General features: G+C 41.3%; 17 protein-coding genes. 13 read left to right on the forward strand and 4 right to left on the reverse strand.

All coding sequences use genetic code 11. The features are described 5' to 3' along the window. Positions 1-28: 28 nt before the first annotated feature. Positions 29-1,225, forward strand: coding sequence for a beta-ketoacyl-[acyl-carrier-protein] synthase family protein (locus DBR32_RS01420; protein ID WP_124634502.1), 1,197 nt, complete (start codon positions 29-31; stop codon positions 1,223-1,225). 2 nt (positions 1,226-1,227) lie between these two features. Here the strand turns inward: DBR32_RS01420 and DBR32_RS01425 are convergent, their stop codons facing one another. Together DBR32_RS01425 and DBR32_RS01430 are read right to left on the reverse strand one after the other, a co-directional pair. Continuing rightward, positions 1,228-1,428 (reverse strand): hypothetical protein, encoded by a 201-nt coding sequence (locus tag DBR32_RS01425; RefSeq protein WP_124634503.1) that lies wholly within the window; start codon positions 1,426-1,428, stop codon positions 1,228-1,230. Positions 1,429-1,607: 179 nt separating this feature from the next. Beyond that, a complete protein-coding gene (locus tag DBR32_RS01430; RefSeq protein ID WP_124634504.1) occupies positions 1,608-1,892 on the reverse strand; it encodes a septum formation initiator family protein in 285 nt (94 codons plus the stop codon). 175 nt (positions 1,893-2,067) lie between these two features. Between DBR32_RS01430 and DBR32_RS01435 the strand changes: the two genes are divergently transcribed. The 5 genes from DBR32_RS01435 (at position 2,068) to DBR32_RS01455 (ending at position 5,992) form a co-directional block, all read left to right on the forward strand. Further along, a complete protein-coding gene (locus DBR32_RS01435; RefSeq protein ID WP_124634505.1) occupies positions 2,068-3,033 on the forward strand; it encodes a transketolase family protein in 966 nt (321 codons plus the stop codon). Positions 3,034-3,109: 76 nt separating this feature from the next. Next, positions 3,110-4,000 (forward strand): EamA family transporter, encoded by an 891-nt coding sequence (locus DBR32_RS01440; protein WP_158605875.1) that lies wholly within the window; start codon positions 3,110-3,112, stop codon positions 3,998-4,000. A gap of 83 nt (positions 4,001-4,083) precedes the next feature. Next, positions 4,084-4,644 (forward strand): RNA polymerase sigma factor, encoded by a 561-nt coding sequence (locus DBR32_RS01445; RefSeq protein ID WP_124634507.1) that lies wholly within the window; start codon positions 4,084-4,086, stop codon positions 4,642-4,644. A 34-nt stretch (positions 4,645-4,678) separates the two neighbouring features. After that, positions 4,679-5,542, forward strand: coding sequence for a hypothetical protein (locus tag DBR32_RS01450; RefSeq protein WP_124634508.1), 864 nt, complete (start codon positions 4,679-4,681; stop codon positions 5,540-5,542). A gap of 51 nt (positions 5,543-5,593) precedes the next feature. After that, positions 5,594-5,992, forward strand: a complete 399-nt coding sequence (locus DBR32_RS01455) for a hypothetical protein (protein WP_124634509.1) — start codon at positions 5,594-5,596, stop codon at positions 5,990-5,992. 218 nt (positions 5,993-6,210) lie between these two features. Here DBR32_RS01455 and rpsO read toward each other — a convergent pair whose 3' ends face one another. Continuing rightward, positions 6,211-6,489 (reverse strand): 30S ribosomal protein S15, encoded by a 279-nt coding sequence (rpsO, locus tag DBR32_RS01460; protein WP_124634510.1) that lies wholly within the window; start codon positions 6,487-6,489, stop codon positions 6,211-6,213. A 93-nt stretch (positions 6,490-6,582) separates the two neighbouring features. Then, positions 6,583-7,956, reverse strand: coding sequence for a pyridoxal-phosphate dependent enzyme (locus DBR32_RS01465; RefSeq protein ID WP_124634511.1), 1,374 nt, complete (start codon positions 7,954-7,956; stop codon positions 6,583-6,585). Between the two features lie 127 nt (positions 7,957-8,083). On the opposite strand from DBR32_RS01465, the gene pdxA reads away from it, so the two are divergent. The 7 genes from pdxA (at position 8,084) to DBR32_RS01500 (ending at position 14,570) form a co-directional block, all read left to right on the forward strand. Further along, positions 8,084-9,133, forward strand: coding sequence for a 4-hydroxythreonine-4-phosphate dehydrogenase PdxA (gene pdxA / locus DBR32_RS01470; protein WP_124634512.1), 1,050 nt, complete (start codon positions 8,084-8,086; stop codon positions 9,131-9,133). Positions 9,134-9,148: 15 nt separating this feature from the next. Then, a complete protein-coding gene (gene yihA / locus DBR32_RS01475; protein ID WP_124634513.1) occupies positions 9,149-9,793 on the forward strand; it encodes a ribosome biogenesis GTP-binding protein YihA/YsxC in 645 nt (214 codons plus the stop codon). Between the two features lie 7 nt (positions 9,794-9,800). Further along, positions 9,801-10,799: an energy transducer TonB gene (locus tag DBR32_RS01480; protein ID WP_124634514.1), complete on the forward strand. Its 999-nt coding sequence runs from the start codon at positions 9,801-9,803 to the stop codon at positions 10,797-10,799. A gap of 33 nt (positions 10,800-10,832) precedes the next feature. Next, on the forward strand, positions 10,833-11,789 hold the full coding sequence (locus DBR32_RS01485; protein WP_124634515.1) for an energy transducer TonB: 957 nt from the start codon (positions 10,833-10,835) through the stop codon (positions 11,787-11,789). Positions 11,790-11,801: 12 nt separating this feature from the next. Then, on the forward strand, positions 11,802-12,608 hold the full coding sequence (locus tag DBR32_RS01490; protein ID WP_124634516.1) for a 2,3,4,5-tetrahydropyridine-2,6-dicarboxylate N-succinyltransferase: 807 nt from the start codon (positions 11,802-11,804) through the stop codon (positions 12,606-12,608). A gap of 81 nt (positions 12,609-12,689) precedes the next feature. After that, complete coding sequence (locus tag DBR32_RS01495) at positions 12,690-13,391, forward strand: GldM family protein (RefSeq protein WP_124634517.1); 702 nt, start codon at positions 12,690-12,692, stop codon at positions 13,389-13,391. Between the two features lie 3 nt (positions 13,392-13,394). Then, positions 13,395-14,570: a mechanosensitive ion channel family protein gene (locus tag DBR32_RS01500; RefSeq protein WP_124634518.1), complete on the forward strand. Its 1,176-nt coding sequence runs from the start codon at positions 13,395-13,397 to the stop codon at positions 14,568-14,570. Positions 14,571-14,583 lie beyond the last annotated feature (13 nt).

The raw sequence follows: 14,583 nt of genomic DNA on the forward strand, positions 1-14,583 counted from the left end.
TGCTCCCTTGTCGGCAATTGATTACATTATGGAAAAGAGTTCACCTGCATATATTACCGGATTAGGGATTATTAGTGCCATCGGCGCCAATGTATCCGAAAACCGTGCTGCTTTGGAACAAGGACAGGCTGGTATTGGTCCGGCTACTCATCTTAAAAGCATCCACCCCTTTCCCGTGGGAGAAATTAAATATTCCAATAAGGAGCTGGCGGAAATGATCGGTTGCCTGGACACTTTTCCCAGAACAGCTTTATTGAGTATAAAAGCAGCAAAAGAAGCGTTTGCCCCTTTTATGGGCAAAACAGAAGGCTTAAATATCGGCCTCATCTCTGCCAACACGGTAGGCGGCATGGATCTTTCTGAGACTTTATTCGAAGCGGTGGCGGAGCGAGGTACTTTTGATAAAAGAAAATTATGGTACCACGAATGTGGCTCTATTACGGACCTAACGGCACATGCCTTAGGCCTGGAAGATTGCTGGTCTACTTCTATCAGTACGGCCTGCTCTTCTTCTGCCAATACCATTATGCTCGGCGCACAATTGATAGAACAGGGCAAAATGGATATTGTGATTGCCGGCGGAGCTGATAGTCTTTCTAAATTTACCTTAAACGGTTTTAACTCTCTAATGATTTTAGATAAGGAGTTATGCCGGCCTTTTGATGAAAACCGGCAAGGACTCAACCTCGGTGAGGCTGCAGCCTATGTCGTTTTAATGAGTGAGAAAGCCGTGACACAAACGAATGCCGCAAAATTAGCAATCCTGTCGGGTTATGCCAATGCTAATGATGCTCATCACCAAACCGCTTCCTCTCCGGACGGAACCGGCAATCAGTTGGCGATGCTTACTGCCATCAAGCAATCCGGCATTGCCCTGGAAGCAATTGATTACATAAATCTTCATGGTACGGGTACGGCCAATAATGATTCTTCGGAAGGCATTGCCATAGAAAAGATTTTTTCCGGCATCCCGGTTCCAGATGCCAGTTCTACCAAAGCGTATACGGGGCATACCCTTGGTGCTGCCGGATCGGTAGAAGCCGTATTTTCTGTATTGGCGATTATGGGCAGCAAAACATGGCCTCATTTGAGGATGAAAACGCCTATATCCGGTCTTAATTGGCAACCGAATACACAAAGCGTGGCTAAGGAAATCAGAAATGTACTCTCTAATTCCTTTGGTTTTGGTGGAAACTGTTCTGCCTTGGTGATCTCAAAAGTATAAAGCTATTTCAAGTCTTTACTCACTTTCCTGATTTTTTCCATCAGATCGTGAACCGATTCCAAACTCGGTTCATAATTGATTTTATGCAGTATATTCAGTTCTCTGGAATATTGCTCATATAAATCCAAATCGGCAATCAGCTCGATCGTCGTATGGGGCGTATGGGCATTATTAGAAGTGGTGTGATGTAAAAGTAATCCCATTTAATATTTTTAGTGTGTTCCCCTTAATAACGAACCAAAAGGAGCTTATATTGTGTGCAGTATAAGGAAGAGTTCAGGTATTTTGTTAAGCTTAACGTTTTTAACAAAAAAGCATACGCCACATTGCGTACAATGGGTTACTACATCATCAATGCTATAAGCAGGCCTGCCTTTCTGATCTACTTGGTGATCACATAAACATCTTCCCCTTCTTTTTTATGATGGTAATTTTCGCGGGCATATTGCTCTAGTGCCTGAGGGTCGGCCTTGATATGCTGTAAGGAGGCATCCATACTATCTGACTGGGTATTGAGATACTCGATCTTGTTATCCAGATCATCCAATTCCCGCTGACTGTCGCGGATGGTAAAGAGGTCATACGGGCTAAAAAACAACATCAACAATGCAAAGACGACAATAGCCAGGACATATTTGTTGGTAATGATTTTTAAAACCGTTTTCATATTTTTTGTTTGATACTCTGCGCAAATTTCTATAAAAAATCAATATCTCCTTTGAAATATGTGTTTTTGTGGAAAAGTATTTTTATCCCAAAAATGCTTTTTGAAAGCTTCCCAAATAATAATACTTTTGCAATCGTATTATTAACATTTCTCAAGCATTTCAATAAACATCATTATGTTGCAGGATTATACCGCATCAAACGAAAAAGAAACCCGTGCAGGTTTCGGAGACGGCATTTACGAACTGGGCAAAACAAACCCTAATGTTGTGGCCTTAACTGCCGACCTTGCCGGTTCTTTAAAACTTAACAATTTCATTAAGGATTTTCCGGAAAGATTTGTACAATGTGGTATCGCTGAAGCAAATATGATTGGGGTTGCCGCAGGTTTGGCAACAGCTGGTAAAATTCCATACACAACAACTTTTGCCAACTTTTCTACTTCCCGTGTCTATGACCAGATCCGTCAGTCTGTAGCATATAGCCATAAAAATGTAAAGATATGTGCTTCCCATGCAGGACTTACCTTAGGTGAAGATGGTGCTACACACCAGATACTGGAAGATATCGGGATGATGAAGATGCTACCCGGGATGACGGTGATTGTACCTTGTGATTATAACCAGACCAAAGCGGCTACCATTGCCATTAGTCAGATTGAATCGCCGGTATATTTACGATTCGGAAGGGTAAAATGGGCTAATTTCACAAAAGAAGATGGTTCTGATTTTGTGATTGGCAAGGCGCAGGTACTGAATGAAGGTACAGATGTAACCATTATCGCCTGTGGCCACCTGGTATGGACGGCTTTAGAGGCGGCAAGAGCCCTTGAAGCAAAAGGACACAGTGTGGAAGTCATCAATATGCATACCATTAAACCACTGGATGAAGCAGCTGTAATTAAATCACTGACCAAAACCGGTTGTGTCGTGACTGCAGAAGAGCATCAGATCAATGGCGGTTTAGGAGACAGCATTGCCAATGTAGCCGCGCGTAACTGCCCGGTGCCTCACGAATATGTAGCGGTAAACGATACCTTCGGAGAAAGTGGTAAACCATTACAACTTTTGGAAAAGTATGGTCTTGGCCAGTCTAATATTATCGAAGCGGTAGAAAAAGTCTTAGCGCGTAAGCAGAAATGAGCTACCAACAATATATAAATAACACATGAACGCGCCTTATGGCGCGTTCATGTGTTTTAAACCCCATTATAAGTATATGAGTATACAAAGCAAAGCCTGGATCTCCCTCATCTTTATTTGTATCGCCTGGGGTACTACTTACCTCGGCATCAAAATGGGGCTGGAAGCCCTGCCGCCATTTCTAATGGCCGGCTTCAGGCAGGCATCAGCCGGTATCATCATCGGTCTGATCGCATTCAGTAATAAAAAAGCAAATGACTGGTCCTGGGGGAATATCCGCCGTCAGGCTTTAATCGGCTTCCTGTTGATCACCTTGGGCAATGGATTAGTCAGCTGGGCTGAGGCTTATATTCCCAGCGGTGTGGCCGCATTAGTTTGCGCGACCATGCCTTTGGTCTCTGTACTGATCAATGTGATGATCCATAAAAGCGAAAAGATAAACACGCTTATTGTGGTAGGAATGTTCCTGGGATTTGCCGGTGTCGCACTCAATTTTAAAGACAGCTTCAATGATTTATCTAATACGAGCTACCTGATGGGGATTGGTGCCACCCTGATCGCCACTACCAGCTGGGCTTATGGCAGCATCATGGGCAAGAAAAATAAGAGTACAGGAAACCCGGTATTTAATAGTGCCCTGCAGGTGTTTAGCGGTGGAGTATTCTTATTATTATTCAGTCCTTTGGTAGATGATTATCATAAAATCAATTTACAAAACACGCAAGCATTACTGGCAATTGTGTACCTTATTATTGTTGGTTCAGTATTGGCCTATACCGCCTACATGTATGCCTTAAAACATTTACCGGTAGGTATCGTTATGGTGTATGCCTATATCAACCCGCTGGTCGCGGTATTGTTGGGCTGGCAGCTCGCCAATGAACCTTTAAATATATATACTTTGTTATCCTTTATCAGCATTGCTTTGGGTGTGTATTTAGTGAATAGAGGATATCGAAAGCAGTAAATCATTGTTGGGATTTTACTTTTGATGTTTACAGTTAATATGGCTATTTTTGTTCGTTACAAACCTATTTTTCACGAACAGATATGGCTGAGCACATTCCTCAAGAAGATGACAAAGAACTATTAGCGGCATTTAGAGAAGATGCTACGCGGGAGCGTGCTTATACCAAGATCGTAAAAAAATATCAGGAACGCTTGTACTGGCATGTCCGAAGAATGGTAATCAACCATGAGGATGCCAACGATGTCTTACAGAATGTATTCATTAAAGTATGGACGTACCTGGAAAATTTCAGAGAAGAATCCAATCTGTATACCTGGATGTACCGGATCGCTACAAACGAGACCTTAACCTTCTTGGAAAAAGAAAAGAAACGCGCTTCCCTATCCTTTAGCGATCATGAGAGCGGCCTATCCAATAAATTACATGCTGAAAAAGGCTTTGATGCCAATAAATTAGAATGGCGCCTGCAACAGGCGATCCAATCCCTTCCTACAAAACAGAAAGCTGTTTTCCTTTTACGCTATTATGAAGAAATGCCTTACGAGGAAATGTCAAAAGTGCTCGAAACCTCTACGGGTGCCCTGAAGGCTTCTTACCATCATGCAGTTAAAAAGGTAGAAGAATTTTTAAAGCAAGATTAAACTTTAAGTATCACTACAGGTCTATAAGGGTATTATGAAAAGGAATATTGACATACAAAAAGAGTGGGAAGCTATCGGCGCAAGGTTCGATAGTGATATTGCCTTGCCATCTTTCAAGATTCCAGACAATTATTTTGACAATTTCCCTAATGAAATGTGCTCTATCGTCTTATTGAAAGAAGACCAACCATTAGCAGCATCGAAGGAGAATCCATTTTCTATCCCTCCCGATTATTTTAATGATTTGAGTACAGGCCTCCTCTTAAAGGTGCAGGAATTTGAACAGCTTATACATACTACTTCCATCGCCGGATTATCCCAGGCAAACCCCTTTATACTACCGGATCACTATTTTGATCAGTTCCCGGAAACGGTTTGGAACAAAATAAATGAGGAAACCAATATTGATGAGGAGCTCAACGCGACTCCCCTATTGTCTTCTTTGAAAAAAAGCAATCCGTTTAGCACTCCGGAGATTGTCCTTACGATGCCTGTAACCGCGCCGAAGGTAATTGCAGATGTAACACCGGCAAAAGTTGCCCCGGTTGTTCCGATGACGGTAAAAAAACGCTTACAATGGGCACAATGGTCTGCCGCAGCTTCTATCGCTATCTTTTTTATATTAGGAGCTACCTGGTTGCAAGTAGATAAGATGGACAATACATCGCCCAATACTTTATCGGCTACCAATGCGAACACAAATACCATGAAATTGCTGGCGAGCATTCCGGAACGGGATATAGCAAGCTATGTAGAGCAGCATTCAGATGAGTTTGATGAGTTTACTTTAGAAGCGAACCTGGCCAATGTACCTGCTGCAACACAAACGAAGAACCTTGAATCGTCTTTACAAAATATTTCAGACGAAGACATTGAAGCATATTTGAACACTTACTAGATTCATGATGATTATAATGAACAATAATTATTATGCCTTAAATTTGATATTATGAAACCTTATTTGATTCTTCTTGGACTGTTATTCCTCAGCTTTGGCAGCTATGCCCAGAATACAAGTGACGCGAAGATCCGTGCCATAAAGATTTCCCTCATCACTGATAAGATGAAATTAAATGCCGATCAGGCCACTAAATTCTGGCCGGTATACAACCAGTATGAAAGCGAAATGCGCGTTATCTGGAAGGCTAAAGGCGCTTTAAAAAACGAAAGAGGTATGACGGCAGAAGAGATTATTGATGAAAGACAAAAATTAGACGAGCGTACCGTCAGTATTAAGGCAAAATATAAAAATGAATTTTTAAATATCATTTCTGCGGCACAACTGAACAGCTTGTATCTGGCTGAGTCTGAATTTAAAAATATCCTGATCAATCAGTTAAAGAAATAAAGTCCCACTATACATAGCATAAAAGCCGCGAACGTTGTACGTTCGCGGCTTTTATCATGATATCAAGATTCCTGACAAGCTGATTGATTACGGGCTGTATAAAAAAAGTCTCCTAGTGACCCATTTCAAGTGCAACGCCATAGATCATAAACACACAAAAAACTATTCCCCTAAAGAGAATAGTTTTCAATATGCTAAAAGCAGGTGTTTTGCTTAAATTATTTACGTAAGCCTAATTTCGCGATCAACTCACGATAGCCATTCAGGTTAGTACGGCTCATGTATTGCAATAAGCGTTTACGTTGCCCTACCATTTTGATTAAGCTCAGGTTGCTGGAATGGTCTTTTTTATTACCACCTTTAATATGAGCAGAAATGTGATTGATACGCTCTGTCAATAAAGCTACTTGAGCTTCTGCAGAACCAGTGTTCGTTTCAGAACCACCGTAAGTTTTAAAAATGTTTGCTTTTTTAGCGTCAATAGTTGCGTTAGCCATTTTATACTAATTATTTATAATTTTTTTTACAAATTGGTTTGCAAAGGTAGCATATTTATTTTAAATAACAATAATATTTATCCCTTGCTTATTTTACCCTTTAGACAAGGCGTTCAGTACATCATATTGGGTGATAATATGATAATTGCCGCTCTCATCTTTTGCCAATACGGCGTTGTTTTCCTTATTGATATAGCCCGTCAGGCGCTCCAATGGTGTCGTCATGGCCACCAATGGAATGGCAGGCTCTTGTACGGAAGCAATAGGCTGATCCTTAACGTTAATATCCGTCATAAGCTTTTTAAATAAGCCACTTTGAGAAACAGAAGCTACAATCTCATTGTTTTGTGTGACCGGAATCTGCTCAATGTCATATTTCTGCATCAATTCCATTGCCTTTTGAACGGGTTCTTCTGCTTTGATACTTACTAATTTACGGGTACCCAAGCCTCCGATTAAATCCTGAACAGTATTCACATCCAGAAAACCTCTGTCCAGCATCCATTCATCATTGTACACCTTACCTACGTAACGGCTACCATGATCATGGAAGATGACCACAACAAGGTCGCCTTTCTTTAATTTCGCTTTGTTTTGTTTTAAACCCGCCACTGCTGAACCTGCAGAATAGCCTACAAAAATACCTTCTTCTTTTGCAATACGACGGGCCATTACTGCACCGTCTTTATCCGTTACCTGTTCGAAATGGTCAATGTTTTCTCTCTGGTAGTTTTCCGGCAGAAAATCTTCTCCGATACCCTCTGTAATGTAAGGATGCACCTGATCCATATCCAGCTCGCCGGTATTAAACCATTTAGTGAGCAGAGAGCCATAGCTATCGATTGCCCAAACCTGAATATCAGGATTCATTTCTTTTAAATACTTACCCGTTCCGGAAATAGTGCCTCCGGTACCGGTCGCTACGACCAAATGGGTAATTTTACCTTCGGTTTGCGCCCAGATCTCCGGTCCGGTTTGCTCGTAATGCGCCAGGCGATTCGCCAAATTATCATATTGGTTTACATACCAACTGTTCGGCACTTCGGTCGCTAATCTTTTGGATACAGAATAATACGATTGCGGATCTTCCGGTTCTACGTTGGTAGGACAAATAATCACTTCGGCGCCCAGGGCTTTAAGAATATCGGCCTTTTCTTTAGATTGTTTATCCGTTGTCGTAAAAATACAACGATAACCCTTCTGAATAGCTGCCAGAGCCAAACCCATACCCGTATTACCGCTAGTCCCTTCAATAATCGTTCCGCCCGGTTTGATCTTACCTTCCTGCTCGGCCACTTCCAGCATTTTTAAGGCCATTCTATCCTTAATACTGTTGCCGGGATTAAAGAATTCTACCTTGGCATATACTTCACAAGGCAGGTCTGCTACTGTTTTGTGCAATTTCACCAAAGGAGTATTTCCAATGGTCTCTAATATATTGTCATATACTCTTTTAGATGCGTTCATTGTATGCTTATTTTTTTAATACACTGATGAGAACATAAGTCCGCAAAGGTAATGTTTAATTGCTTATCCTTATTAATCCAAAATCATTTATTAACTTGCAACATTATTGAAAACATAAGTTTATAAAATGGAAAAACCCATTATTGGTATTACCACAGGAGATTTGAATGGTGTGGGATTAGAGACGATCATAAAAGTACTTTCGGATAACAGAATGCTGGAATTCTGTACCCCGGTTGTATTCGGTTCCAATAAGGCCATAAATTTTTATAGAAAATTGCTTCCGGATCATGAATTGAAATTCGCGAGCATTAAAAGCTTTGAGGCAATCAATCCAAAGCTGGTCAATATATTTAATTGCTGGGAAGAAGAAGTGGCCATTAATCCCGGTGAACTGACTGATCTTGCAGGCAAGTATGCCGTACGTTCGCTCCAGGTAGCGACACAGTGTTTGAAGGAAGGATTGATACAAGGTATTGTTACGGCGCCGATACATAAAAAGAATACCCAATCTGCAGATTTTAATTTCACCGGCCATACACCTTTCTTCAAAGAGACCTTTGAGGCAAAAGATGTGGTGATGATGTTGTATGCAGAAGACTTTAGGGTTGCTTTGATTACGGAGCATCTCCCTATTGCAGAAGTCAGTAAGCAGTTGACACAAGAGCTGATTGTCAGCAGAATTAATATTATTAAAGAGTCTTTACAAAAGGATTTTGGTATTGATATCCCGAAAATAGCCGTACTGGGCCTCAATCCGCATGCAGGAGACAATGGACTGATCGGCAAGGAAGAGGAACAAATCATCAAACCGGCCATGGATCGTTTGCAGCAAAAAGGCGTTCATGTCTTTGGCCCTTATAGTGCTGATGGCTTCTTTGCCCATGCACAGCAGCAAAAGTTTGATGTGGTGGTGGCCATGTATCATGACCAGGGTCTGATTCCATTCAAATCCCTGGCAGGCAGCGAAGGTGTCAATTATACCTGCGGTCTTCCGATCGTACGCACCTCGCCCGACCATGGTACTGCATTTGATATTGCAGGCAAGGGCATCGCCAGTCCTGATAGTTTGAGAGAAGCGATATACCAGGCCATCAGTATCTTGCAACAAAGAGAAGCGTATGCGGCCTATACCGCCAATCCGCTAAAAAGAAATCATATTGCAAAAGAACGCTAAAAAGCATTTTAAATTTTGGAAGTAAATAAAGCAAAATATATAATCAGTAGTCCGAGCATTTCGAAATGCCCGGCACCTGATCGCCCGGAGTACGCCTTTATCGGCCGCTCTAATGTAGGCAAATCATCATTGATCAACCTATTGACCAATCAGAATAGTCTGGCAAAAGTATCTTCCAGTCCCGGAAAGACGGTAATGATCAATCACTTCCTCATCAATGGCAATGCACATGATGAAGGTGGTTGGTACCTGGTCGATCTACCCGGATATGGCTATGCCAAACGTTCCAAAGCACAAAGGGAACAATGGAAGAAAGTAATGACCGATTATTTCGAAAAACGTGAAAATCTGGTGACGATTTTTGTGTTGGTGGATAGTCGTTTGTCTCCTCAGGCAATTGATCTGGAGTTTTTGGGTCACTTGGGTGAAATCGGGGTGCCGTTTAATATCGTCTTTACCAAAGCAGATAAGAACAGCCAGGCCGATACTTCAAAAAATACCAAAACCTTCATTGGTAAGATGAGGGAAGATTGGGAGTATATTCCTAAAACCTTTGTGACTTCTACCGTAAAACGCAGTGGCAGAAAAGAAATTCTGGCCTATGTAGAAGAACTAAATCAACAATATAAATCACAAGGCAATCAACTTTTAGAGCACTAAATCCGAAATGAAAAAATTAATCCCTGCTTTATACTTGCTTTTTACCGGTAGTATTGTGGCCTCCTCACAGGAAACAAGCGTTGTTTTCTTTGATCAGCACAACGAAAGAACTGTTTCAAAAAATACGGCAAACTCCTATAAAGTTTTTGTAGAAGATGCGACTGATCCTAACCTGGTATCGGTGAAAGAGATCAATCTATATACAAAAGAGTATAATACCGGTATGGTTACGAAGAAAGACAGTCTGAATCAGGGTGTCTTTAAATATTACAATAGCGAGAAGCAACTTGTGAAAGAAATTACTTTTGTAAATGGTATCCGTGAGGGTATGGCAAGCGAGTACACGAACGATCATAAAACGGCTACTTATCCTTTTTCTGAGCAGTTCATTAAAGGAACGGTAGAGGAATTTTATGTATCTGGCAAATTGAAGGCAAAAAAGAATTATTTATCGAATACGGATCAGATCATCAGGGTTATTAATCAGGATACTGCTGCGGTCAATTATTTGCTACAGAATGGCAGGAGTGACACCTTATCTTTAAAAGAAAAGATGTATAAAATAGAGGGCATTTATGATGGTGCCTGTACCTATTATTATGAATCGGGCACGGTAGCCAGCGAAGAGACCTTTCAACAGGGAAAGCTGATCAAAGCCTTATTTTACGATACGCTGGGCAGTTTGGTAAAGACAGAAAAAAACCCATGGAACCTGGACAAAATGCCAAGCTATAAAGGCAATTACATTAACTACTTAAGCAATAACATACGTTATCCGAATAAGGCGCTGGAAGAAAGAATCACAGGTACTGTGGTGATCGGCTTCAATATAGCACAAGATGGCAAAATGACGGATGTCTGGATCTTAAAATCGGTGCATCCATTGCTGGATAATGAGGCCTTGAGGGTGATAAAAAGCACTTACAAAAAATGGAGCCCCGGCAAGTACCATAATATTCCGATGACTAAACCCTTTATTGCACCCATCATATTTAATTTGCAATAGCCATCTGAAAAAACATAAAACAGTATACTGATCATGATAAAAACAATATGGGCTTTTTGTAGCATATTCTTTTTGTGTGTATCCGCTTCCCTGCAAGCGCAAGACAATCATGCCATTTACTTTAATCAAAAGTGGGCCGTTATCCCTCAGAAGGATACGGCATCCTTTTATAGAATCTATACCCCCAAAACGAACCTCATTGAAGTAAACGACTTTTACATCAACGATACGCTGCAAATGACGGGCCAAATCACACTCAAGGATAGCCTAAAAACCGGTATATATAAATATTACGATGAACAAGGAAGGCTTTCCAGCGAGATGCCTTATATCAAAGGCAAAAGGCAAGGAAAAAACCTGGATTACTATCCCAATGGTACGATTGCTTATGAAGTAAGCTATAATGAAAATTTCCAGACAGGATACCGAAATTCCTATGACACTTTAGGTGTACTACTATCCAAGGAAAGATTCCTGGATGACCCTGATGCTGTGCGTACCATTTTTGCCAGTGATACCAGTTGGCAAAAATTAGCGGAAAATGACTGCCATGGTTTTCTGGATGGTAAAAGTTATTATTATTACCCCAATGGAAAAACGGCTTCAGAGGAGCTGTATGAAAAAGGGCATTTTGTATCGGCAAACTTCTTTGACCCTTCCGGGCAAGTCGTTTATTATGACCATGAAAAAGAATCTACGGCAGCCATGCCTTCTTTTCAGGGAAATTATACGTCATACTTATCTAAAGCCATTAAATATCCCAAAGAGGCCAGAAGGAAGAAAATAGAAGGACGGGTAATCGTGGCCTTTGTAGTTGAAAAAGACGGTTCAGTCGGGCAACTTAAGGTTATCAATTCGGTACATCCCTTATTAGATGAAGAAGCCTTAAGGGTGGTAGCAGCTACGAGCAGCCTATGGAAACCCGGAAGGATACACAATCTTCCGATAAGGGTATATTTTAGCGCACCCATTAAATTTACATTGAAATAAACAATATAAAACATGCAACAATTAATAGAACAGGCTTTTGCAGACCGGACTTTATTACAACAAGCAGTATATGAACAAGCCGTTAGAACGGTTATCGAATCGGTAGATAAAGGAACACTGCGTGTAGCAGAACCAAGTGCAGACGGATGGAAAGTAAACGAATGGGTAAAGCAGGCAATACTGATGTATTTTGGCATTCAGAAAATGAAAACCTGGACGCTGGAACCCTTTGAGTTTTATGACAAAATGGAATTAAAGAAAGGCTATGAAGCCTTAGGAGTACGTGCCGTGCCACATGCAGTAGCGCGTTATGGTGCCTATATTGCCAAAAATGTCGTGCTGATGCCTAGCTATGTAAACATAGGTGCTTATGTAGATGAAGGAACAATGGTCGATACCTGGGCGACTGTAGGTAGCTGTGCCCAGATCGGCAAAGGCGTACACCTTTCCGGCGGAGTTGGTATTGGCGGGGTGTTAGAGCCCTTACAAGCTTCTCCGGTAATCATTGAAGATGGTTGCTTTATCGGATCACGTTGTATTGTGGTAGAAGGCGTACATGTAGAAAAAGAAGCCGTACTCGGAGCGAACGTTGTGTTGACCAAGAGTACAAAAATAATTGATGTAAGCGGTGCTGAGCCGATTGAATATAAAGGTCGTGTGCCCGCCCGTAGCGTGGTGATTCCGGGGAGCTATACCAAATCGTTTCCTGCAGGGGACTATCAGGTAAGCTGTGCCTTAATTATTGGTCAACGCAAAGAAAGTACCGATCTTAAGACTTCTTTAAACGATGCCTTGAGAGATTTCAACGTAGCCGTATAATTTTTGTTTAACTATAAAATGGGCCTTAGGCAATACATAGGTGTTTTCACCCTCATTATTTCCTAAGGCTTTTTTATCATAATGCTCAAATACGTTTTAAGTGTTCTTATCCTGGTGACATTTGCGACAGCGGTGTTTGCCCAGGATTTCAAAGTAACCTGTCCTAAAAATTATGTCGTTGCCACTACCGAGAACCTGATCCAGGTAAGGGTAGACAATGTTGCCTGTGGTAATATACAGGTACGGTCCGACAATGGAAAACTGAAAAAAATCGGCGAGTGTACCTATATACTTATTCCATTGAGGATCGGCGAATGTAATATTTCTGTAAGCAGGATGATGGGTAATGAGCTTGTAGAGATCGGCGTAAAGACCTTTAAATCGGTATCGGAAAAATCGGGTGGAAATCACCAGAATGGCGCAACGGCCTCGCGCAAAAAGGAAGTTGAAGTACCGGTTGTAAAACCCAAAATTTTATTTGCAGATAAAAACGGGGGCGATCTCCGAAAAATGCTTGTGCTCCGGCAAAATAGCCTGGTGCTCGAGAAAACAGAAGGCGTTGCTGCAGGTAAAGTAAAACTCGTTTCTTTTCAGGTAATGGTTCTGGATAAGGAAGAAAGCATTTTTACCCGTAAAATAAACGGAACCGTATTCGATGAGGACGTAATGGCCGCATTGAAACAACTCAGACAGGGCCAGATGCTCTTATTCACCGATATCAAATGTTCCTTTGAGGGCAAAATCATTAGTCTTAATGACCTTATCTTTGATATCAAAAATTAAACGATGATGGAGCTATTAGCACAAACATTCTTAGGACTTCCTTTATTTGCTTACCTCAGATTCGGGATCATTATATTGTTTGCATGGTTACTCAAAGGTTTTTTGTCCAAAATCATTTCCAGGCTTGCCTATCGCCTGTTCAAAAAAAATGATGGCGATATTTATTATGATCGCTTTGTAGATCACATCAATAAACCATTTGGGAACCTGATCTTTGCTATTTTTGCCTACATTAGCATCAATCAGATTGCGCCATTACTGGAACGGATTTGGCTGTTCAAAAGAGGTAGTAGTAATGCACTTGCCGCCGATACTAAAAATATCATCGCTGTTAAGGCTTTTACCTTGATGGATCTTACCGATAGGATTTTCTTCTTCATCATCATCATTACCGCAACCAGTCTTATTGTCAAAATCGTAAGATTCTTGTTCCGTGTATTGATCGATAAAGCTATAAAAAACGGGGATAAAGAAAGACAGCAATTATTGCCCCTCCTACGTGATGTACTCCGTGTAGTGATATGGGGATTTATGTTTTTCGTGATCCTGGGCGTGGTTTTCAATGTCAATGTAGTAACCCTGATTGCCGGTTTGGGCATGGGTGGAATTGCCGTAGCCTTTGCCTTAAAGGACAGTTTAGAAAACCTGCTTTCCTCTTTTATGATCATGCTGGATAAACCATTTATCATCGGAGACCTCATCAAGATTGACGGTGTAGAAGGAAATGTAGAAAAGATAGGCTTCCGGAGCACGCATATCAGAACCGCAGAAAAAACATTAGTGTCGCTGCCCAACCGTAACCTGATCAGTAATAGCCTGGAGAACTTCTCCGAACGGGGCGCAAGAAGGGTAAAAATGGTGGTTGGTGCAACGTACGGATTGTCTAAACAGCAATTGCAAACCATACTGGAACAAATAGCAAGCCATATCAGGCAACACCCGGAGACGGTAGACAATCCAAACGTATTTCTGGATAGTTTTGGTGATTCCGCACTTAATATTAATGTATCTTATTTTGTAAAAGTCCATACCGAAACACCCTTTGATAAAATCAAAGAAGCCATTAATTTTGACATTTACGAGATCATGTATCAATACGGTGCCGGCTTCCCCTACCCCACCCAGGCCACTATTGAAACGACAGAAATAAATAATGTAACGCCCGGTACCAACCCATAAGGGAAAGAGGAGC

Origin of the sequence: Taibaiella sp. KBW10, from assembly GCF_003852495.1 — a bacterium.
In the GTDB taxonomy this organism is placed as follows: Bacteria; Bacteroidota; Bacteroidia; order Chitinophagales; family Chitinophagaceae; genus Edaphocola.